The sequence below is a fragment of the Paenibacillus lignilyticus genome (assembly GCF_017942085.1).
In the GTDB taxonomy this organism is placed as follows: Bacteria; Bacillota; Bacilli; order Paenibacillales; family Paenibacillaceae; genus Paenibacillus_Z; species Paenibacillus_Z lignilyticus.
Genome location: NZ_JAGKSP010000019.1, coordinates 19,025 through 41,225, shown reverse-complemented (window position 1 = coordinate 41,225; position 22,201 = coordinate 19,025). Strand labels below are relative to the sequence as shown.

General features: G+C 48.7%; 22 protein-coding genes. 12 read left to right on the top strand and 10 right to left on the bottom strand.

From position 1 onward, the window contains the following. Positions 1-91: 91 nt before the first annotated feature. The 3 genes from I8J30_RS27915 to I8J30_RS27905 form a co-directional block, all read right to left on the bottom strand. Positions 92-1,639 (bottom strand): CotH kinase family protein, encoded by a 1,548-nt coding sequence (locus I8J30_RS27915; RefSeq protein WP_240548440.1) that lies wholly within the window; start codon positions 1,637-1,639, stop codon positions 92-94. A 237-nt stretch (positions 1,640-1,876) separates the two neighbouring features. Beyond that, positions 1,877-2,563 (bottom strand): DUF4956 domain-containing protein, encoded by a 687-nt coding sequence (locus I8J30_RS27910; RefSeq protein WP_210663785.1) that lies wholly within the window; start codon positions 2,561-2,563, stop codon positions 1,877-1,879. Then, entirely contained in the window at positions 2,556-3,299 is a 744-nt protein-coding gene (locus tag I8J30_RS27905) for a polyphosphate polymerase domain-containing protein (protein ID WP_210663783.1), read from the bottom strand. Before I8J30_RS27905 ends, I8J30_RS27910 begins: the two co-directional genes overlap by 8 nt. Before the next feature lie 173 nt (positions 3,300-3,472). Here I8J30_RS27905 and I8J30_RS27900 point away from each other — a divergent pair, with 173 nt between their 5' ends. The 6 genes from I8J30_RS27900 (at position 3,473) to I8J30_RS27880 (ending at position 8,648) form a co-directional block, all read left to right on the top strand. Then, positions 3,473-4,150, top strand: coding sequence for a response regulator transcription factor (locus I8J30_RS27900; protein ID WP_210663781.1), 678 nt, complete (start codon positions 3,473-3,475; stop codon positions 4,148-4,150). After that, positions 4,150-5,400: a sensor histidine kinase gene (locus tag I8J30_RS27895; protein ID WP_210663822.1), complete on the top strand. Its 1,251-nt coding sequence runs from the start codon at positions 4,150-4,152 to the stop codon at positions 5,398-5,400. The genes I8J30_RS27900 and I8J30_RS27895 overlap by 1 nt, the downstream gene beginning before the upstream one ends. Before the next feature lie 399 nt (positions 5,401-5,799). After that, positions 5,800-6,438 carry an NAD(P)H-dependent oxidoreductase gene (locus I8J30_RS27890; RefSeq protein ID WP_210663780.1) on the top strand — a complete coding sequence of 213 codons (639 nt, stop codon included), beginning with the start codon at positions 5,800-5,802 and terminating at the stop codon, positions 6,436-6,438. 22 nt (positions 6,439-6,460) lie between these two features. Then, positions 6,461-7,144: an NAD(P)H-dependent oxidoreductase gene (locus I8J30_RS27885; protein ID WP_338044966.1), complete on the top strand. Its 684-nt coding sequence runs from the start codon at positions 6,461-6,463 to the stop codon at positions 7,142-7,144. A gap of 238 nt (positions 7,145-7,382) precedes the next feature. Next, positions 7,383-7,586: a hypothetical protein gene (locus I8J30_RS33355; RefSeq protein ID WP_240548438.1), complete on the top strand. Its 204-nt coding sequence runs from the start codon at positions 7,383-7,385 to the stop codon at positions 7,584-7,586. Positions 7,587-7,874: 288 nt separating this feature from the next. Beyond that, entirely contained in the window at positions 7,875-8,648 is a 774-nt protein-coding gene (locus I8J30_RS27880) for a TerC family protein (RefSeq protein ID WP_210663779.1), read from the top strand. A 117-nt stretch (positions 8,649-8,765) separates the two neighbouring features. On the opposite strand, the gene I8J30_RS27875 is transcribed toward I8J30_RS27880, so the two are convergent. After that, a complete protein-coding gene (locus I8J30_RS27875; RefSeq protein WP_210663778.1) occupies positions 8,766-9,242 on the bottom strand; it encodes a GyrI-like domain-containing protein in 477 nt (158 codons plus the stop codon). A 13-nt stretch (positions 9,243-9,255) separates the two neighbouring features. Continuing rightward, on the bottom strand, positions 9,256-9,735 hold the full coding sequence (locus I8J30_RS27870) for a hypothetical protein (RefSeq protein WP_210663776.1): 480 nt from the start codon (positions 9,733-9,735) through the stop codon (positions 9,256-9,258). Positions 9,736-9,842: 107 nt separating this feature from the next. Between I8J30_RS27870 and I8J30_RS27865 the strand changes: the two genes are divergently transcribed. Both I8J30_RS27865 and I8J30_RS27860 read left to right on the top strand, forming a co-directional pair. Next, positions 9,843-10,811: a helix-turn-helix transcriptional regulator gene (locus tag I8J30_RS27865; protein WP_240548437.1), complete on the top strand. Its 969-nt coding sequence runs from the start codon at positions 9,843-9,845 to the stop codon at positions 10,809-10,811. Positions 10,812-11,018: 207 nt separating this feature from the next. Beyond that, positions 11,019-11,879, top strand: coding sequence for an aminoglycoside phosphotransferase family protein (locus I8J30_RS27860; protein ID WP_210663774.1), 861 nt, complete (start codon positions 11,019-11,021; stop codon positions 11,877-11,879). Between the two features lie 75 nt (positions 11,880-11,954). Here I8J30_RS27860 and I8J30_RS27855 read toward each other — a convergent pair whose 3' ends face one another. From I8J30_RS27855 to I8J30_RS27835, 5 genes are read right to left on the bottom strand one after another with little or no spacing between them, the layout of a single operon-like run. Further along, positions 11,955-13,019, bottom strand: coding sequence for a BtaManbiosPhlase (locus I8J30_RS27855; protein WP_210663772.1), 1,065 nt, complete (start codon positions 13,017-13,019; stop codon positions 11,955-11,957). Positions 13,020-13,039: 20 nt separating this feature from the next. Further along, the gene (locus I8J30_RS27850; protein WP_210663770.1) at positions 13,040-14,002 is read right to left on the bottom strand and encodes an MTP-1 family protein; all 963 of its coding nucleotides are present in this window, start codon (positions 14,000-14,002) and stop codon (positions 13,040-13,042) included. Between the two features lie 32 nt (positions 14,003-14,034). Continuing rightward, positions 14,035-14,874 (bottom strand): carbohydrate ABC transporter permease, encoded by an 840-nt coding sequence (locus I8J30_RS27845; protein WP_210663768.1) that lies wholly within the window; start codon positions 14,872-14,874, stop codon positions 14,035-14,037. Continuing rightward, positions 14,861-15,736 carry a carbohydrate ABC transporter permease gene (locus tag I8J30_RS27840; RefSeq protein ID WP_210663766.1) on the bottom strand — a complete coding sequence of 292 codons (876 nt, stop codon included), beginning with the start codon at positions 15,734-15,736 and terminating at the stop codon, positions 14,861-14,863. Before I8J30_RS27840 ends, I8J30_RS27845 begins: the two co-directional genes overlap by 14 nt. 14 nt (positions 15,737-15,750) lie before the next feature. Further along, positions 15,751-17,064, bottom strand: a complete 1,314-nt coding sequence (locus I8J30_RS27835) for an ABC transporter substrate-binding protein (protein WP_210663764.1) — start codon at positions 17,062-17,064, stop codon at positions 15,751-15,753. Positions 17,065-17,333: 269 nt separating this feature from the next. Between I8J30_RS27835 and I8J30_RS27830 the strand changes: the two genes are divergently transcribed. The 4 genes from I8J30_RS27830 to I8J30_RS27815 all read left to right on the top strand — a co-directional run bounded on the left by I8J30_RS27830 (position 17,334) and on the right by I8J30_RS27815 (position 22,185). Further along, the gene (locus tag I8J30_RS27830) at positions 17,334-18,353 is read left to right on the top strand and encodes a LacI family DNA-binding transcriptional regulator (protein ID WP_210663762.1); all 1,020 of its coding nucleotides are present in this window, start codon (positions 17,334-17,336) and stop codon (positions 18,351-18,353) included. A gap of 87 nt (positions 18,354-18,440) precedes the next feature. Then, positions 18,441-19,079, top strand: coding sequence for a peptide-methionine (S)-S-oxide reductase (locus tag I8J30_RS27825; protein ID WP_240548436.1), 639 nt, complete (start codon positions 18,441-18,443; stop codon positions 19,077-19,079). Positions 19,080-19,558: 479 nt separating this feature from the next. Continuing rightward, positions 19,559-21,025, top strand: a complete 1,467-nt coding sequence (locus I8J30_RS27820) for a spore germination protein (RefSeq protein WP_210663759.1) — start codon at positions 19,559-19,561, stop codon at positions 21,023-21,025. Beyond that, the gene (locus I8J30_RS27815) at positions 21,022-22,185 is read left to right on the top strand and encodes a Ger(x)C family spore germination protein (RefSeq protein WP_210663757.1); all 1,164 of its coding nucleotides are present in this window, start codon (positions 21,022-21,024) and stop codon (positions 22,183-22,185) included. Before I8J30_RS27820 ends, I8J30_RS27815 begins: the two co-directional genes overlap by 4 nt. Positions 22,186-22,201 lie beyond the last annotated feature (16 nt).

Genomic DNA, 22,201 nt, shown 5'->3' with positions numbered 1-22,201 from the left:
TTTTGGGGAGACGAGGTGCGTGGACTATATACAAACGAAAAACAAGCTGACACTGGTTCAATAATGGCATCAGCTTGCTCGTTATATTTATCTATTGCTTATCTGTCTGCTTCTGGTCACTCTGAGCCTGCTGAGACTTCGCTCCCGAGTCCGTTCCAGCTGGACGCTCGCCCAAGCCGCCTCTGCCGCCTCCCATTCCTTTGCCCATATTGCCGATCTTGGTTAAATCAACGGGGGATGCGTCAATCAGCTTGCTTTTATCCGCTTTTTGACCTTCAGTTGTAGAGGGGATTGTACCGTCAAGCTGCCCTTGAATGCTTTCCACTCTCAGCTTTCCGAGCTTCGTCAATTCAGCTACAGCCTTCGAATACGCATCAAAAGTCGTAAAGGAGGTTGGATCGTTCTTCACATGCTCCGAAGTAAGCTGATTTAGGTTAGAAACCGTCTGCTCGAATTTGCCATTCGCAAAGTAGTTATCCACGATTTCTTGCAAATAATTATGATACTGCTCTTTATATTCAGGAACTTCCAGCAGCTTGCCGAGAAGTGGACGTTCTTCGAGCGTCACGCCGCTTACCGGTGTGTCAATCGCTTGGTTGACGACATCAGATGCATTACCCGACATGAAACCGCCGAATGCTAAGTTATAATCCCACGGCAAAATGCTGAGCTGACCCTCATTCTCATAAAGATAATAATTGTGAGCCATATTTGCTGTGTAGCTGTCCATGTTAACAACCACGGTATGTGCGGCAAAATATTTCAAAACCGCGTCGACATCTATATACTTCTCCAAATCAGTGCCAGCGTTTAAGTTCTTAAGCGCAGTAATGACACGTGCATGATCCTCTTCCGTCGTTTTCGTTTCGGCATTATCAAATATCGCTGAATAGCTTTCGATATTGTCATCGCTGTACACGAGGGAAACGCCATTCCCCGCGCCATTCATACCGCCACGGCCACCAAAACCGCCAGCACCTCGTCCACCATTACCATCGCCCTCCGCAGGAGGCTGCATATCCGCCGGAAATGCCGGCATATTCTCCATATCCGCCGGCATTTCCGGCATGTTCTTCATATCCAGCATCGGCATATCCTCGCCATTCGGCATTTCCGGCATACCCTCGCCATTCGGAGCTTTGAAATTGCCGCCGCCCATACCCATCATGCCATTATCGTTATTCGGCTTGTAAAGCTCGCCTTCACCTTCCTGCGTACGATCGAGGTAGGCACTGTCTAACACTTCAACTGCTAAGTAGAAGCCCCACGCTTTCCCATTCACGCTAATATCCGCAAAAGCATACAGCGGCGCGTCAACGCCGATCGAGCTCATTATGTCGTAGCTGAGGTATTCCTTTAAATAACTGTTATCGGCATCCATGTTATTGATGACGATTTGATCAAGCCCCAACCAAGTCTGACCGTCCACATACTCGTCAAACTTAATTTTGAAGCTGAACCGGTCTGTTTTATCATTTTGAACAACTTTCATTAAGCTGGAATTACCTTTTGGACGAATACCTACATTTTTGATCGTTGTCCCATTGATTGTTACATCAGCGGAAATGTACTCCTCCTCCGACGCCTTCTCCAACATTTCCTTCCATTTGGCTTCATCGACGTTTATCGAAAAAGACATGATCTTTGTCTTATCCATTTGGTCAACATAGTCAAGCGATGCCGTTTTCGCTTCACTCGAGTTTGATGCCCCCGCCGATGTCGATGATGTAAGTTCGCTTGATGTAGAGTTTGTATTCGTTCCCTCATTATCACTGCATGCCGCCAACATTGTTACACATACTAAAGCACAACCTGCCTGTTTAATAAATCGTTTAAATTCCATTGTTAAATCTCCTCTCAATTTCAGTAAAATGGTTTAAAAATCTGGATTAGTGCCCGGATACATCGTTAAGGAAAGATCTAAATTGCCGTTTCGGCACCGGATCGCATCGAGTAACGCCTTCTGATCGGTGGAATCCTTCATCGTCACCATATAGACAAGCTCGTATAAGCTCCCAAGCTCGGTCGTTTTAATTCTTTTCAGCACATGCTCCACGCCAAATTTCTCGAATACTTCGGTAAATGCTTCTTCGAAGCTGAGGTTCTCAGGTATCGTAATTTTGAGCTGTTTCTGCATTTGCTTGTTCGCCGCAAAATTGAAACGGCTCAATACATACATGAGCAAGCACAAGACGATTGTAAACAATACAGCGTAGCCGAATGCCCCAACACCACAAGCAAGTCCCGCTGCCATCGTAAACAGCACATACGCGATGTCTTTAGGGTCGCCGGGCGCGCTTCTGAACCGGATGATGGAGAATGCGCCAGCAAGGCTGAATGCCCGTGCAATATTGTTACCGATCAGCAGCACGATCATAGCAACAATGATTGGCAATACAATCATCGTTAACGTGAAATTTTGCGAGTAGCCGTTCGGATTTGTTTTCATATAGGTGACACTAATAAGGGCGCCGAGCGAAATAGCTACTATTATGGTGATCATTGAACTTGTGAAGCTCATCGTCGTGTCCGTCAGCGTAACGTTAAACAAGGAATCAAACATATAAAACACTCTCTCTTTCTGCATAGCCAGTTTTCAGCATTTTTTTGTATTCATTGCCGTATTTAGAGAAGCTCGTACGGTACAAACCGTGCTCAGAAAGCAGCTTCGACAGCCAGAGCGGAATCGTCTTTTCGGCTTTTACTTCCATCAGCCACTTGCCATCAGCCACGAGCGGCTCGCCGAAATCGCCATGCTCCATGTTCAGATCGTACCGTCTGCTTCTAATGTTCGTATCAAAGGTGATCCGCAAATCACGACTCTCCCTAGAAAACAACGCTTTGCGCTCATACGCCAAATACACTTTAGGTTCTAATTCGTACCGCTGCAGAAAATATTCAATTTCCTCAAGCACCTGCTTGTTCATATAAGGCTTAAATTCTGGCGCTTTTCCTGTGCGGACAAACTCATAAGCCTCGTGCAATTTAAGCGCCGTCCTTCTTTTGTTCACCAGTCCGAGCACTTTCTTCTTAATTTCCAAGTACACTTTCGTTTCTTCGTTCGGCACACCGTAAGCTCGCAAGCGGAGCTTCTCCTTGTATTTCGGCTTCGCCAAGCTGTTGCGGATCAGCGAATCATGCTCGGTGTCGAAATACAGATTCGTAATGGAATAATACTCATGCTTCTTGTTGTATTCGTCCAGCTCCATATACGCCAACAAAGCGTTGTAAAATAACCGATATGCGTTGCCATCCAGCAAATATTTGTTCTCATACCGATTGAATACCTCAATAGCCATCTATGCTCGTTCCTTTCTGCGTCATTATTGTCTTGCTCATGACTGTATAATAGCTGGCTAACCTTTAATGAATCTTAAATATTTGTAAAGGTTCGAATTAAGGTTCGTTCAAGGTACAGTTGCTATAATAGGAAAGCAATAAGAGGACAACGGATGTGAAGGAAGGTAGAGCGATGAGAATGTTAGTTGTGGAGGACGAGATTCATTTAGCTGAAGCCTTGTCTCAAATATTAAAGAAGCAGCATTATTCTGTTGATGTTGTGCATGACGGCAGAACCGGACTTGATTACGCGCTCAGCAGTATATATGATTTAGTGCTGCTCGACATCATGATGCCTGAGCTAGATGGGATCAGCGTATTAAAAAAGCTTAGGAGCAAAGGCGTATCCACGCCGGTCATCATGCTGACTGCCAAAGGCGATATAACCGATATGGTGACTGGGCTCGATTACGGCGCGGACGATTACATTGCGAAGCCGTTCTCGACAGAAGAACTGCTCGCCAGGATTCGAGCTGCTCTGCGTCGCAAGGGCGGGATCATTCCGGAGGATGGTTTGAAATTCGGAGATATAGAATTGAATATGGCACATATGAAGGTGACCGTGAATGGCAAGGAACTGAAGCTTAATTTGAAGGAAAGCGAATTGCTGGAGCTTCTCGTTTCTCGAAAGCAGGTTGTAACGTCGAAGGAGCAAATTATTGAGAAGCTTTGGGGCTTTGATTCCGAGGTGGAGTACAACAATGTAGAGGTCTATATCTCCTTCCTGCGGAAGAAGCTAATCTTCCTTCGTTCAGCAGTACGGATTAATACGATTCGTGGCGTAGGCTATGTGCTGGAGATGAGTGAATGATATTCAAGAGGCTGAAAAATCGATTTTTATTGTTGAATCTGGTCATTATTTCGTTTATGATGCTCGTCTCTTTCGTGACCATATACACCATTACTTATCAGGATGTGCGGCGTGACATTGACTTGGAGCTGCGCAAAATCTCCGATTTCTTCCTTATGCCGCAATTGGATATGTTCGATCCGCCTCTGGACAGGCCTATTCCGGATACAGGCAATATGATGCCGGAACGATCCGTCGCATTTGTGATCCATACAGATAGTAATTGGAACTTGAAGTCCAGCGAATCCTGGTTCGATATCGACAATGACTTATATACGCATGGGCTGGAAGAAGCCAAGGCTCGAGGCGTGAAAAGAAGCTCAGGTCAGTTCAACCTGGATGGGAATGACTGGGCCTATACAGTACGGCCTGACGCGGACGGATACATGCTTGTTTTTCTTGACGTGACAGCCAGACAAGGCATATTAACCAATTTAATCTATACGTTTCTGGCCGTCGGACTAGCCATGCTCGTAGTGATCTTCTTTATAAGCCGGTTTTTCGCAAATCGATCAATAGAACCTGTCCAGGAAGCATTCGAGAAGCAGAAGCAATTCATTGCCGACGCCTCCCATGAGCTGAAGACGCCGCTGACTGTCATTCAAACGAATACCGATGTGCTGCTTGCCAACAGTGAGGATACGATTGCGAATCAGGCCAAGTGGCTGAACTACATCAAGCTTGAAACGGAACGGATGGCAAAGCTCACCAATGATCTGCTTTTCTTAACCGAAATGGAGCAGGCTCGTATGTCCATGGTGTATCCGCAATTCAATTTGAGCGAAGCGGTGGAAACGATTGTGCTTACGATGGAAGCCGTCATATTCGAGAATCAGATTCAGCTCGATTATGATATTGAACCTGACCTCTCGGTATATGGCTCCAGTGAGCAGATTAAGCAGGTTATCTTGATTCTGCTCGACAACGCGATCAAGTATACGAATCCGAAAGGCGCAGTAACGCTCACTCTGAAAAAACAGCACAACGAGGTTCTCCTGTCCGTGACGAATACAGGAGAGGGCATCGCGCCGGAGCATCTAACCCGCATCTTCGATCGGTTCTATCGGACGGACGCATCAAGGTCGCGTAAGCAGGGCGGCTACGGCCTCGGCCTCGCCATCGCCAAATCGATCGTCGAGCAGCATAAAGGCAAGCTCTACGCTAGAAGTACCGTGGGTGAGTCCACGACGTTTTATTTGCACCTTGCATGAAAGCTTTGTACGAAATAGGTTTATGGAGCAGACACATCGCCTTTTTATAAGTACATAGCAAAATCATTACATCGTTTGTTATCAACAGTACGGCATACGGTCACCGGAGACCAAAACCGCAAAGCGATGCAGTTCATCGCGGAGCGATTGGTGCGTATTAAATAATGATAATGAAACGGATGGCGTGCAGCCATCCGTTTTTTCTTTGCAAAATCCAGCTTTGATCGTAATTGCGAGGATGATGCGATTGCGAAAAGGGATAAATTTGTAATTGACCGATTTATATATTATATAGTAACATACAAAAAGTAAGGAGCTTAATAAAAAGTTATAAGCGTCTATGAGCAATAGACGTGAACGGATAAATTCCGAATAAAAAATGAAAGAAGGATTATGATTATGTCCACTGTTTTGTATATCACCGCACATCCGAATGAAACCGAAGCCTCGTACAGCTTGGCGGTTGGTAAACAATTTCTCGAGGCCTATACGGCAGCCAATCCGAACGACGATATCGTACATCTCGACTTGTTCAAGATGGATATCCCGCGCATCGATGCTGACGTATTTAGCGCTTGGGAGAAGCTGGGGTCCGGAACGGCATTCGATCAATTAACGAGCGCGGAACAAGCGAAAGTCGCTCGACTTGGCGAGTTGGTGGATCAATTCGTAGAAGCAGACAAATATGTATTCGTAAACCCGACATGGAACTTCTCTTATCCTCCGGTCTTGAAAGCATACATTGACTCGATTTGCGTTGCCGGAAAAACCTTTAAATATACGGAAAAAGGTCCTGTCGGTCTTCTGGACAACAAAAAAGCCATCCACATTCAAGCTAGTGGAAGCGTATTGTCGCCAGGCTCCGATTATGCAGATTTCGAAATCGGTCATCGTCATTTGGACGTTATTATGAAATTCATCGGTGTCCCGAGCTTTGAGGCTATCTTCGTAGAAGGCATGGCGGCTGCAGCGGACCAAGCTCGCCAAATTAAAGAAAATGCCATTCAGCAAGCTTGGAAGCTGGCAAAAACATTCTAAGTATTGAAGGAGTCAAGTTAACGTGATCCAACTTCTTAAAAAAATATTCAGCTCTAATAATGGCCATGGCCGTAAAGAAAAAGTGTTGTATATAACGGCTCATCCCAAAAACGAAGACACTTCATATAGTATGTCCGTTGGCGCTGCATTTATAGAGACTTACCGAAAAGCAAATCCTAACGATGAAGTGATTCACCTTGATCTATATAAATCGAACATTCCGGAGATCGATGCCGATGTAATGAACGGTTGGAAGAAAGCAGGGGAAGGCAAGCCATTATCCACTGCAGAACAAACCAAAATCGATCGCCTGAACGAGCTTGTTAATCAGTTTGTGGAAGTAGATAAATATATTTTTGTGAATCCGATTTGGAACTTTTCATTTCCGCCTGTATTAAAGGCCTATATCGATTCCATCTGCGTAGCAGGGAAAACATTTCAGTATGTCCCCGGAAAAGGGCCGGTTGGATTATTAAACAATAAAAAAGCGGTTCATATCCAAGCCAGCGGAAGCGTATTGTCGCCTGGATCGGACTTTGCCGCTTTCGAAATGGGGCATCGCCACCTGAACGTAATCATGAAATTTCTTGGCGTTCCGACCTTGGAAGGGATCTTTGTGGAAGGCACGGCATCAGCTTCCGGTCAAGCGAAGATGATTATAGACAAGACGATCCGAAAAGCGCGTGAAATAGCAAAGACATTCTAACCATTTCTAGCCGGAACTGAATATACCAAGCTTCTGCACCAGAATTATCAGAATCAAGCCGGGTCGACCTAGTCGATCCGGCTTGATTTAGGAAGGAAACAGTTGCGGTTACGCTGATATTGTCCGATCTAGTTCATTCTTAAACTCTAGCAATTTTGTACGATTAGCTCGTTTATTCTCGCCGTAATTCGGCAACTCTATTAGTAATACCAAAATGCCAAGAAAGGAGCACTTTCCAATGAAATGCATTAATTGTAACTCCATCGATATCGGAAGGATTGGTCCTCATCAATATTTCTGCTGGAATTGTTGTATCGAAATGAGCCTCCACGGCGAGAAGCTCGATGTATATCAGGTTGAAAAGGATGGATCGCTAAGTTCATTGAATGATTTATTCATGCCGCAAGAGGTTGACTTGACAACACATTCTACCGCCACCTGAACCTGCGAACCTGAATAATGCGTTAGATAGGAACTGAAAAATAATGTCCCGATGATGGGTTACCGATCATCGGGATTTTTTTTGTGCCGGTGAAAATGGAATGATGATCTTTCATGGCTAAGTACTGAACATGATGGCTAAAATAGGTGAAATGTTTAAAACGATCGCCGAAGGTTCGGGGATCGTTTTAATGAAAAAGTTGAAATCAATCGGAGACTTTTACGTATAGCTATTGCACATATATCTTTGGTGGTTGAAAATTTATCACGGTTTAGGGGGAGAATCAAGTTGGACTCATTGTGGTTGGAGTATGCATGGGCGTTACTAATTCTAATCGGTTTGGAAGGTTTGTTGTCGGCCGATAATGCTCTCGTGTTGGCGGTCATTGCAAAGCAGTTGCCGGAAGAACAGAAGAAACGAGCGATCAATTATGGGATCATTATGGCGTTTGTCTTTCGTTTTGCCGCTCTATTCGCGATTTCCTTTATTGCTAATGTGTGGCAGGTGCAGGCGATCGGCGCAGCCTATCTTCTATACCTGGGCCTAAAGCACATCATCCAAGCGAAATTCGGTAAAAAGAATGAAAGCATGCGCAAGGAAGAAAAGAAAGAAGCAGCAGGGAAAGGCTTTTGGCCAACTGTAGGAAAGATTGCGCTGGCTGATCTCGCGTTTGCGATTGATTCCATTCTTGCCGCGGTCGCGCTTGCACTTGGCCTGCCGGATTCCCCGCTCAGAGAGTTCGGAGGCATGGACGGGGGGCAGTTTATTGTAGTGGTGCTTGGCGGAATTGCCGGATTGGTTTTAATCAAATATGCTGCTACTTGGTTTGTAAAACTGCTCGGTCAACGGCCGGCGCTGGAGACAACGGCTTACGTGATCGTTGCTTGGGTGGGGGTAAAGCTTGCTGTAATTACGCTGGCCCATGACGATATTGGCGTTTTCGATCACGATTTCCCTCATAGCACGGGGTGGACGTTAACCTTTTATGCTGTCTTGGTTGCCGTCGCCGTGATTGGTTGGTTTGCACCCGGCAACAAAGCTACGGAGACGAGCCATACTTAAGGGATGGGGTAGACAAGAGCATAGAGGCAGTAAAAAGTATGGAACCAGCGCATTCGCACCGGTTCCATACTTTTTTTGCCGGATAGAAACGATTTCGATCATCGAAGGCCGCCGATCTTATCTTTTAACAACAGGTACCCAAAATTCGCCGTAGAAAGTGCCGTCGCCGTTATCTTTGCGATACGTTGCATTTGGGCCGCCGATGTAAGCATAATCAGTGATTTGAGCCAAGACTTCGCCAAACGCACGGTAGGTCAGCTGATCAAACAACGTTTCCTTGTCGCCATTTCCTGCGAGCACGATATACTCGCTCTCCGGAAACTCGATGATACGCGTTGCGTCAGCCACTGATTTGCCGGCTTCTACCGCGAAATAATTCCACGGTTTGCCTTGATACACCTCATTGACGGACCATTCGCGATCGTCTTTTGCGGCGTCTTTGAGCTTATTGAATCGCCCGTCGGCTTTGAGTTTGCCCCAGAACTCGGCTTTTTCCTTTTGCAGAGCCGGCATATCTTGAAAATTCGACTGGATGGAAAACCCATACGCGGTCAATGTGAATGATTTTTTGCGTTCAAGCGTGTACGCTGCCATACGAGTGCTCCTTTTACTCTTCGACTTTTTTTGCGCGAAGCCACATCTCGCCGTAGAATTCACCGTTTTCATCTGCTTTGACGAACGTTGAGTTACCGGGACCGACGTATTTGTATGCTGTGATTTCTTGCAGCATGCCGCCGAAGACGCTGCCTGTGATTTCGTCGGCAAGGTGATCTCTGTCAGCGCCTGTGCCAGGCACGACGAGGTAGTCGCCGGCGAGGAAATCGAGAACGACCGCGCCTTCCACGTCGAACTCGCCCATCACGCCGAATCCGCGCCAAGCCTTGCGGTCGATGGCGTAGTTGATTTGGTATTCTTGCCCGTCGGCGAGCGCGAGAAGTGCAGCAAGCTTGCCGTTTTCCGTGATTTCCGCTTTTTTGGCCGCGGTTTTTGCTGCATTGCCTGCCCAGTCGTTGTAGTCTTCAAGTGTAACACCGAAAGCGGTCATTTTGTAGTTTTCTGATATGGTTCGGATGGAGTAGTTAGTCATATTGTTCTCTCCTCTGTGGGATTTCTTTTTACAAGATTGATTCTATTTCCCGAATGTATCAAAAAGTGATACATTTAATTTTGCTACCTTTTTGATACAATAAAATCATGAAGAAAACAGAACGAGTGAACCTGATCATGCGCTACATCAATAACCGGGCGCATTTTACGATTGCCGAGATTCAGCGGGAGTTCAAGATTTCCCGTGCGACGGCGATTCGCGACGTTAACGAGATACAGGCGATGGGTTTCCCGCTGACGACCGAGCTTGGACGCGGCGGCGGTTACAACGTCTTGCAAAATCAGTATCTGCCCGCAGCCCGCTTTACGACGGAAGAGCTGAAAGCGATATTTATCAGCTTTATCGCCTCGAAGAATTCGCAGCTGCCTTATCTGCAGAACCGTCGCTCCATCACTGAAAAACTCATTGGCATCGCATCGCAGACCCAGCAAGACGAGCTGATTGAGCTGAATAATATCTTGCTTTTTGAAAATACAAACCCTGCCAATCCGAACCTGTTGGAGCTCGATGATGCGGCGCCTCCGGAGCTGAACCAGCTGATTTCGCTTGCAGTGCGGGATAAGCATTTGCGCGTGACCTATGAGCTGAGTCTGGGCTGGCCGCAGCTGCTGGACGTTTTTTTGCTGCATATTTTTAACTCGAACGCGCAGTGGTTGGTCGAGGTTTATGATTTCGATACGGACGAGTTTCGCTATTTGCCAGTTGAGATGCTCCGGGATTCGGCCATTTCGGAGCGGGAGATGAAGTGGTCCGAGCAAGAAATAGTAAATAAAAAACGGCTTCGCGCACGCGAGTCCAATCTTGTTGTGAAGCTTGATGCGACCGGGATTCAGCGCTTTAAGCGTATGCACCCGCCGGGGATCATTTTGTCTCTTACCGGGATGTTTCAGTCGAGCGGGAATTTCAATGTGCAGCTGGATGTGACGGATGACGAGGCGCTGGCGTATTATGCGGATTGGCTTTTGTTTTTGGGGAGAGGGGTCGAGTTTGTACGGATTCCTAAGGAACTGCGCGTGATTATGGAAGAGCGTTTAGCTAATTTGAACTTTCATTGAGTAGTTTCCTACGTTCCTTTCACGATCTGGTACAGGAGATTAAGGATCGTGCCTTACAAATGAACTAAGAAAGAGTGTGAGTAAGAGCATTTATAGGAAGGGATAAACGAAGCCATGCGTAATTCACCGAGGATTTCAGAGGAACACCTTCAATCCTGCCTACAAGAGCAGTATGACTGGACTCCCGCGACAATAGCATTCCTTCCATTGGGGCTTGATTACAGTTCCGCCGTGTATCATGCGGTTAGCGAGCAGGGGGATGCCTATCTGGTCAAAGTCACGTCCAGATCGTTATATGAACCGCAATATCTCGTTCCTCGCTATCTCAACGATCAGGGGATTACAGGTGTCGTGGCGCCCATTTCGACTGGGAGCGGTGCCTTATGGACCTATGTAGAGGATTGGACGGTCGTGCTTTATCCCTTTATCGATGGGGATTCAAGCTTCGAAGGGATGACAGCAGAGCAGTGGAGTAAGCTCGGGGCCATTCTGCAAAGGATTCACAAGATCATTATCCCGCCTGAAGGAGGGATGTCGCTCCGAGAGGAGACCTTTGATCCCACGGAATATGTGCGATGGATAAGAACCTTCGAGGAGCAGCTTGCACGCTTTGAAGGCGGAAGCACATTGGATCGTACACTTCATGCTTCTTGGATAGAGCATAGATTGACGATACTCAGCAAGTTGACCGCACTGGAAAAGCTGGCGGGGACGCTTCAATCTCGAAAGATCCCGCATGTCATCTGTCACGCGGATCTGCATCCGGCCAATGTGATTCGAGATCAGGCAGGGCAACTGTTTGTTATCGATTGGGACGAGGTGATGCTCGCTCCCAAAGAGCGTGATTTCATCTTTGTCGGCCATCCGCATGCCCAAGCTTTTTTCGAAGGATACGGAGCCGCTGAGGTGGATGAGGAAGTGCTCGCCTACTATCGCTTAGAAAGAGTTCTTCAGGACTTGATTGAGTGTGCTCGAAACGTGTGGATTCAGGATGATTTAGGAGAAGAAACGAAGGCGGAAGCGCTCAAGTTGTTTCAAACTATTGTGGCAGCGGAAGCATCACGGTGAGGAATGCCTTTCCTTCAGAAACAAAAGAACCTCCGGGACACCATCGTCCCGGAGGTTCTTCTATTTAGCAGTTTGTTATACGACCGGTTCCAAGCTGTCCAAAATCTCCTGCAGGCTCAGCTCACAGGCCGCCATGGACGTATCTGCGACGCCATAGTACATCTTGACGACATCGCCTTCCACAAGTGCGCCGCAGGCGAAGACGACGTCTCCGAAGAAGCCTTTTTTCTCGTAGTCGGCTTCCGGCTCCAGAATCGGTTTGCCCGAGCGGGCGATCACTTTCGACGGGTCGTTCAAATCAAGCAGCACGGCCCCCATGCAATAGCGATGCTCGAGCGTCGCGCCATGGTAAAGCTCCAGCCAGCCGCGTTCGGTTTTAAACGGCACGCAGCCGCCGCCAATGCGGCCGCTGTCCCACATGCCTTCGCGAAGACCGATCAGATGCTTGTGATTGCCCCAGTACAGCAGGTTATCCGACTCCGCGATCCACATTTCCGGATTGCCGGTGCTCTTGGTCGTCGGACGGTGAAGCGCGTAATATTTGCCGTTTACCTTCTCCGGGAAAATAAGCACGTCTTTGTTATCCGGCCCGAAAATCATGCCGTGGTAAGTGGTGTTCACAAAGTCGGTCGTGGATACCATCGACTCGCCGACGCCGACCGGACTTACGGCGGAGTAGTAGATGTAATACGTGTCGCCGATCTGCGTAATGCGCGGATCCTCGACCCCGAACGTTTCAAGCGAATGCGACGGATACACGAACGGCTTCTCGTCGACAGTGAAACGGTGGCCATCCTTGCTGCGCGCGATCCGCAGATAGGAAATCGAGGTAAGATACTCGAACGTTGCGCTTTTTGACTTGTTTCTGATAACGCGCGGGTCGGAGAAGTCGTAGCGCTCGTCATCCAGCCGAAGCTCGATCAGGTCCAGATCTTGCGTTGCCGTATTATAGACCGGTGCCAGCACGATGTCCGGATCAGGGCTGATCGGCCGTTCTGCCACGCGGAGCAGCATAATGATTTCATTATTGTAGGAGGCGATGCCGGCGTTGAACGCGCCGATGACCTCGAAATTGTCACGGTGCGGTTTCACGTCGAGAGGCGTCAGCAATGGGTTTTCTTCATAGCGGTATACGTTCATCTAAATCGATAACTCCCTTATCAAGCAATTTCGTGTTCAAACCGTGCGAACGGATCTGCGATGGTGATCCGTTGCGCTTCTGCGTCGCTTATACCGGCGTACAGGACCGCTGTTCCGTCTCCCTGGCGTACAAGGCCGCCGCTGAAGACAACGTCCTGCAGATCCGGGCGCTTCGACGGGCCCGGCAGAAATGCGGCGCGAACGGCGATCAGCTCCATATCCGAGAAGGTCTCGTCCGCTGGATCGAAGACGAATGCCATCGGGTAATAATGACGGTCCCCTTGTTCGTCGAAGGAAGCGATGTGGCCGAGTACGCCAACCAGTCCGTTCCGAAGCAGGTGGGCTTCATTGGCTCCGCCCCATTCTTCATCGGTGAACTGTCCGTCAAGCAGCGGCGCTTCGTTAATCCGATCGACCGTTAGCTCATCCAGAGATGCGACGCGGACGAAGCCGATTTTTCCCCGGCCCCCTTTGTCCGCGCCCTGCGGACGCGTGAAGACACCGATCGAACCGTCCGTGAGCCCGACGAGGCGAATATCCTTCATGCCGTCAGGCCCTTTGAAGAACGGCTGCAGCGAGGCGATATTCTCTCCGCGGTAGAAGACCGTTCGCCATTTCAGCGCATCCGGCTTCAGCGGATCAGGGAAAATTTCCACGCCGCCGAGCACGAGCTCGCCGGCGATTCGCGTGAAGAAAGGATCTTGCAAGCGGAATGTCGGCGCTCCGGCGCGCGGCGACCAGCTTCCGTTCTGCTCCGTGAAGAACAGAATATCCGAATGCTCGCTGTCGCGCGACTCTACGCGTCCCGCAATAACTTGTTCGCCTTCGTCCGTGAACGGAGCGGTAATATTGTAAACGTCCTTGCCCTCAACGTCAGCGCCGGCAAAGACGATCCTCTGCGCATCGCGCAGCACAGCGCTCGAGGACTGGAACGTTCTTAGAAGCTCTTCGCATGTTTTTACAGCTGTTTTGTTCAAACCCAAGTTATTCGACTCCTCTCCCAGGTAAATCGCTATTATTTCAAGTTAAATTGCATACCTTCTTGGAATTTCTTCCCGAAGAAGATAAACAGGATGATGATTGGCAGCGTCAGCAGCACCGATGCGGCATACAACGGCCCCGGATAGGTACCGTACGGGCCGAACATTTGCGATAGCAGCACGTTCAGCGTTAGCATATCGTCGCTGCGCACAATGATCATATCCCACAGCAGCTCCGTCCAGCGTTCCATAATCAGGAACAGGAAGATGACGGTCGTGATCGACTTGGACATCGGAAGCATGATGCGGTACATAATTTTGAAATCGCTGGCGCCATCCAGCTTAGCCGCTTCGATGAACACCGACGGAATCGCCTTGAAGAAGTTCGTGTACATGAAGATGGCCCACAGGCTGACCGCCTTCGGGAGTATCATCCCCCAGTACGTGTCGTACAGGCCGACCTTCTGCACGATCAGAAACGTCGGAATGAGCAGAATAATCGCCGGGAAAAACATATGGAACAAGACGAAATTGTTAATCGTGTCCCGCCCGCGGAAATTCAGCTTGGAAAGCGCGTAAGCAACCATGATGCCTGACATCATCATCAGTGCGGTCGAAGCGATCGATACGAGCACGCTATTGAAGAATGAGCTCACCCAAGGGCGCGTAATCCCCGTCTCGCCGCCGGAAAATAGCCATTCGTACGATTTCGTTGAGAACGAATTCGGTATAAATTTTCGGTCAATCTGGGTCCAATCCGCGAACGAATTGAGCACCATGTATAAATACGGGTAGACCATCATGAACAGAAGAATGGCAGCCACCACGTAGCGGACGACCAGCTTGCCCGTACTGTTTCGGTTAGACCCAACCATTTCGTTTCCCCCACAGTTCCAGCAGTTTGCGGATGATAAAGATCGAGATGAAGGTTGCGATCGACGCAAGCAGCGCGACGGCTGATGCGTAGCCGGCTTTCAAGTTTTTGAATGCTTGGTTGAAAATCTCCATCTGCCACGTGTTCGTGGCGAAATTCGGTCCGCCGCCGGTTAATTGATACACTTCGGTGAAAATGCCGAACGTGACGCCGAACGATAGAATGAGCGTCGTATAGAACGCCGGGTAGAGCAGCGGCAGCGTAATGCGCCAGAATCGCTGTCGGTCCGTGACGCCGTCGATTGCGCCGGCTTCATAGATTTCGTTGTCGATGCTGTTCAGACCCGATGTCAGAATCAGAGCATAATACCCTGTGAATTTCCACGCCAAAATCATGCCGACGACGAACAGGGCTGCCATCGGAGTGCCGAGCCAGTCAATATTGATGCCAAGCTTGCGCAGAAACGTATTGATCGGACTCGAATAAGACAGAAACCCTTTAACGATCAGCGATGACACAACCCCCGAAGACAAGTAGGGGAGGAAGAAGCCGATGAGAAACACGCTCTTGAACCGAGGCAGGCTGTGTACAACGACTGCAACGCACAGGGCGAGTATCGTCACGAGCGGGACGAAAATCATCATGAATTTGTAAGTTACCCAGAATGCGGCGTGCACGCCGGGCGACTTCAGCGCATCGGTGAAATTGCTAAACCCAATAAAATTGTACTCCGGCGAGATTAGATCCCAATCCGTAAAGGACAGGTAAAACGACCAGAGAAGCGGGCCGAAGAAGAATATCAACGAATAAATGAGGTAGGGGCTGGTAAATAACCAGCCCAACCGATTGTTTTTTTGATCCATTAGGACAACTCCCTCTATTGAAGAGCGGCTTCAATGGCTTTTTTCATATTAGCCCAGCCTTCGGCCGGTGCGATTTCACCGCGTACTACTTTGTTGAAGGCTTCTTGACCGATAAGCGTCTGAAGATCGTTATATTTGGCATTATCCATCGGAGGAACGGCATTCGGTACATTTTCCGCATAAGGCTTCAAGGCCGGATTTGCATCGAGTACGGTTTTGAACGATTCATTGGTCGTCAGGTCGTCGCGTGCCGGCGGGAGCTTCGTTTGCTCGAGCCACTTCACGTCGTTCTTCGGATCGGCATAAACCCACTTGATAAAGTCGACCGCCGCTTTCTGCTCCGCTTCCGAAGCTTGCGCGAAGATGACGAGACCTTTCGTATCAGCGAACGTCTTGCTTGCAGCCGGGTCTGCGCCATCCGGAACCAAAGGCATGCTGAGTGCGAACGTTTCGCCTAGTTTAAGCTCAGGGAATTTCTCTTCCCACATGCTGAAGGTCCAAGGACCGATATCGGTGAAGACGCCAACGCCGGTTTCGAAAGGATCGGTAACGGTTTGCGACAGAATGCCTTTCTCCTTGCGCAGGTTGTCTACGAACGTCAACACTTCCGTGCCTGCTTTGTCGTCACCGACAAATTTGCTGCCTTCGACGAAGTGGTTGCCGTTCGATGCCGCATTGTACAGCATGAAGAAGTCGAACCAGCGTTTCCAAGCGGTCGGATCAGCCAAATCAGGTTTAGCCCATACGTATTTATCCGGGAATTTAGCTTTCAGCTTCTTGGTCGCGTCCAGCATTTCACTGTAGGTTTTCGGAATTTCGTTAACGCCGGCTTGCTTTAGAATGTCGATGCGCCAGCCGAACAGCATCGGGTTGGAGTAGATCGGCAGCACGTATTGATGTCCGTCGGAAAACTTCCAAGGTTCAATGGTGTTTGTCATATTCCGGCCTTTAATGACGTCTTCAAATCCAGGCAGTGTTTCTAACGGAATTAACGCTTTGCTGTTAGCCAGCTGGGCTGCAAATCCACGGTTGATGTTCTCCGATATTGTAGGCGCGCTCTTACCGGCAATAGCCGATTGAATGCTCGCTTCAGAGGTAGGCGATTCTTTAATGGCGCTGACATTGATTTTTACTTTGTCATTCACTTTCTCGTAAGCTTTGGCTAAATCGGTCCAGTAAGCTTGCTGAGTCGGGTTAGGAGCAGCCCAAAACTCGATGGTGGTTACACCATTTTCCGCTGCATTTTGGTTATCGCTGCTTTTGCCGCAGCCTGCGAGCACCGAACCGGCTATTGCGGTGATGAGTAGTGTTGAAGCGAGCTTTTTCATTGTGTGGAAATCCTCCTTTGATGTGGTGACACGAAAAAGTAATGAGGCTTGTAATGACTTTAGTAACGTTACATTAAATTTGTAAGCGCTTGTGTAATCAATTATTGATTATTTGTAACGCAAAGTCAAGTGATTAATTCGTTTTCCAAATGGTGTAGTAAAGGACAGAATGTTTACAATTATATTTTGTAACGTTACAATAGAAGAAATTGCTGCGCGGTAAGAAAGTCTATGAATTTGCTATGCTGCGTCGAAAGGATGATTGGGTAATGAAACCGAAAGTAACGATGCAGAATATTGCCGACGAGCTTAAATTGTCCAAAAACTCCGTCTCGCAAGCGTTGACCGGAAAAGATGGCGTCAGCGAAGACACGCGCAAGCTGATTATCGAGACGGCCCAACGGATGGGCTACATATATAGCAGGGGCAAGAAGGAGATGAGCAATCTCCCGTTGAGCGGCAAGTTCGCACTGATTGCTTCGGATTTTGCCTTTAGCATGCACAGTTTTTTTGGCCAAATCTATCTGAGCGTGGAGAAAGAAGTGAAGCAGCAGGGCTATGAGCTGCTTATACAATCGATCGGCCCCGATTCGGTCAAGGAACTCCTTATGCCGACAATCGTGCAGAACCGTTCGGTGGACGGCATGATTATCTTGTCCCATATTACGACAGATTATATAAACGCCCTTCTGGATACAGGCATACCTGCCGTTCTGATCGACCATCACCACCCGCAAATCAAGGCAGACTGCATTCTGACCAATAATCGTTTCGGTGCCTATGAAGCGGTTAGCCATTTGATTGAATTAGGGCACAAGAACATCGGTTTCGTAGGCGATATTGCTTTCTCGCCAAGCTACTACGAGCGGTTAGACGGCTACCGAATGGCGATGTACGAATACGGCCTTCCAATACGGGAAGAATGGGTTCATACTTCGGCAATTGAAGACGGATCGTTCATTTGTTCCTATATAAAAGGGATGCGTGAGCAGCCGACGGCTTGGTTTTGCGTCAATGACGGTCTCGGCTTCTTCCTCAACGCCGCGGTACAGCAACAAGGCTTGTCGGTGCCGGAAGACGTCTCTATCGTAAGTTTCGATAACGGATATCTGTCCCGTATCTCTACGCCGCCGTCAACGACGGTAGAAGTCGACCTGAAGCTTTACGCAGTCAAAGCCGTGGAACGGCTGATAGAGCGCATTAATTGTTCGGACGACCCTTTTACGGAGCTGCTGCTGCCGACGCGATTGATCGTGCGGGGGTCAACCGTTGGTCCTCGCGTAGTATAGCGATAGAGGGCATTGGGGAATTTGGATACGAAGGATGACCGCGAGCTGCAAGTCACGATCTGATGACTCGAAGAGGTGAATGTGGTGATGAACGATAACAACACGCAAATGATTGCACTTGGTATGGGCTGCTTCTGGAGCCCCGACGCTTTGTTCGGACAACTGGCGGGGATCACGCGAACGCGCGTAGGCTTCGCCGGAGGAACGACCGACAATCCGCCACGGAGCGGGCATGCGGGGGATCACACCGAGATGGTCGAAATCGAGTTTGATCCAGCTGTCGCGAGGTTGGAGACGATCCTGAATTTGTTCTGGAACAACCATAATCCGGCGAATATAAATAACTACAGAGACCGTCTGTACAATTCCTTGATTTTGTATCGTGACGAGGCGCAGCTAAGCGTCATCCAAGAGGTTATGAACAACAGAGGGGAACAAGGAAAAGGTGTACCGGAAACCGAATGTATGCCTTATACCGTGTTTTATCCTGCCGAGGATCGGCATCAGAAGTATTTTTTGAAACGGTACCCGGATGCGATAGCCAAGCTGAGAACGCTCTTCCCGACCGAGGATGAGCTGACCCGTGCAACGTTGGCCGCTCGATTAAACGGAATTGCGAAAGGGTTCGCCAATATGGATCAAATTATTCATGAGATTCGGACTTGGAAGATCAGTCACGAGGAACAAGAGGAGATCATCGATCTCATCAAGCAAATTAAATGGTAGCGCAGTAAGCATAAAGTTAATCAAATCTTATTCGGATTCGACAAAAATCATCGTGATTTCGCAGGACAGTACGACACTCTTTTTTCCACGGACATCATAAAATGTAGGTACGCAGTAATTCCTACTTTCTCTATTACCGACAATGGGGGGATGGGCCGGTGGACGAGCAGTTCCTGAAGAGATTGCATACCTTGAATCGTCGCGATGAGTTGAGATCCAGATTATTAATTGACGGGGCTAAGTTTATCCTGGAACGAAATAAGAAGATGAGTTGGTTTGGGAGATATTTAAAGAATAAGAAGAAAGCCACTACCCCCGCTAAGTATTAAATAGGGGATGGCGCGTACCGTTCAAATAAAAAGACCCGAAGCAGCTGCTTCGGGTCTTTCTCATGCAATCGCGATTACTGTAATACATAGAACATGCATGATTTGCCATAATAACCTTTATCCTCATGCAAGTGAAGGGAGTATCCTGTCATGGGCCATCCCCGTTCAGAGAGCATGCCTTCGCTTGGCGAACTTAGTTCCGGTTTGCAAGAGAATGAAGCTCGATTACGCCAAGTGTTCGCCAATTGCTCGGACGTTATTTTTCGTAAGCTATGTTCACAGGCAGAAGAAGCACAGGCGGAAACGCTGCTTATCTACTTGGATGGATTAACGAATACCGCCGAGCTGGAGCAAGTCATCCTTAAGCCCCTGGTTTACGAGATGGAGCGGTCGAATAGACAAGGCCAAACCTATGTTCAAGAAGCGATCAGGACCGGTCAGCTTGCAGCCGCTCATATTACGGTTAATTCGGATTTGAATGAAATCGTAGAAGGCATCTTAACCGGAAAAGCGGCACTGATGACGCAAGGCGAAGCCATCGCCATACTTGCGGATTTCAACGATTTCCCTAAACGTTCCGTCGAAGAGCCGGCTCTTGAGGCTTCGATCCGCGGACCCCGTGAAGGATTTACGGAAGTACTGCGGACGAATACCAGCTTGATTCGCAGAAAGCTTGCTACGCCCTTGTTAAAAATGGAATCGATCCGTCTTGGCAGCATATCGTCGACCGGTATCGTTATAGTCTATTTGGAGGGAACAGCCTCTTCATCCTTGGTCGAAGAAGTGCGCAGCCGGCTGAAGCGGGTCCAGGTCAAATCCGTCTTGGACTCCAGCTATCTGGAGGAATATCTGGAGGACCAGAAGTATTCGCCGTTCCCGCAAATCCAAAACACGGAGAGACCGGATACGGTGGCGGCCAGCCTGCTGGAAGGTAAGGTAGCCATCATCGTGAACGGATCCCCCAATGTATTGCTTGCGCCGATGACCTTCTGGAACGGCTTCCAAGCTGCGGAGGATCATTATGAGAAGTTCTGGTATGTTTCCGCGGTGCGGCTCATCCGGTTTATTCTGTTCATGATGTCACTCCTGCTGCCATCCTTCTACGTAGCGTTAACCACCTATCATCCGCAAATGATCCCTGTTGCGTTAATGATGAGCATCTCCTCTGCAAGAGAAGGCGTACCGTTTCCGACCGTAGTAGAAACCTTAATGATGGAGATCATGTTTGAGGGACTAAGGGAAGCAGGACTCCGATTGCCGAGGGCTATCGGTTCGGCGGTCAGCATCGTCGGCGCTCTCGTGATCGGGGAGGCTGCCGTGCAGGCCGGGTTTATTTCGGCGCCGATCGTCATCATCGTGGCCAGTACAGGGATCGCTTCGTTCTCCATTCCCAGATACAGCATGAGCTTGCCTTTTCGGCTGCTGAGGTTCCCTCTGCTGGTATTGTCAGGCACGTTCGGTTTCTTTGGCATCGGGGCCGGCGTCATCGCGATTCTGATCCATTTATGTACGCTGGAATCGTTCAAAGTTCCTTACTTTACCCCGTTCGCACCGCTGCATCTCAAGCAGCTCAAAGATACGATTATTCGCGCACCGAAGGAGAGGCAAGAATCATGAAGCGAAGAAGCAATCGAACCTTATTGGCCTTCTGCTGCTTGCTTCTCCTTACAGGCTGCTGGGATCGAACGGAAATCAACGAATATGCGTTCTGGATGGGAACCGCGCTGGATAAGGGCAAGGTCAAAAAAGTGAGGGTAAGCGCCCAAATCGCCGTTCCGCATGAAATAGGAGCAGATAAGGGCAGTGCATCAAGCCGAAGCACGCTGGTGATTACAAGCGAAGGAAACACTTTGCTGGATTCGTGCCAGAACGTTCAAAACCGGCTGCCGCGCCGCCTGTTTATCGGGCATCGAAGAGCTGTTTTCATCTCGGAGCGGCTGGCAAGAGAAGGCATTAGCGATTTTCTGGACATGTATTCACGGAATCCGGAGCTGTCGCTTCGTTCCGGACTATTTATCGTGATCGGCATCGATCCCGAGGAAATATTGAAAATGGAGAGCCCTTTCAATCCGTTCTCATCCGATGTCATCGTCCGGCAGGATAAGTTCTCTAAAATTGGCGATATGGCGGCGCATGATCTCTTCGTCGATTACTCTTCCGAAGGCACATGCCCGATTCTGTCAGCGATTAGTACAAAAGATTTAACGAAAGCAGAGAAGGGCAAGGTCGTCGATATCAATCAATTAGCCGTATTTAACAAACAAATGCAAATGGTCGGCCTATTAGACGAGAAAGCGTCCATGATCACGCTATGGATGAGCAATCGGTTGAAGCTCTATTACTTAACGGAGTTCATCCCGGAAGGAAAGGGCTATGTGACCGTGGACGAAACGAACTTGAACTCTAAAATCACGACGGAAATCAAAAACGGAAAGCCGGTTGTCAACGTCACGCTCTCGGGAGTCGGAACGGTAAGGGAGAATGAGACCAATCTGGATGTAGCACTCTCGAAAGATCTTACTATCGTTGAAAATGACATGAATCGATACGTCAAGAAGCTTGCCGAGGATACCATAAAGCAGGTGCAGCGCGAGTACGGTACGGATATTTTCGGCTTTGGCGAGAAAATCCATCAGGAGCATGCAAAGGTATGGAGAACCCTCCGTCGCGACTGGGAGCAGCAATTTCGCGATATTGAGGTACACGTGGATGCCCGCATTCACTTGAAGCGCATTGGCGTATTCGGTCCAAGACCCAAACAAGGAAATCTCTTCTAAAAAAACAGAACCGGAG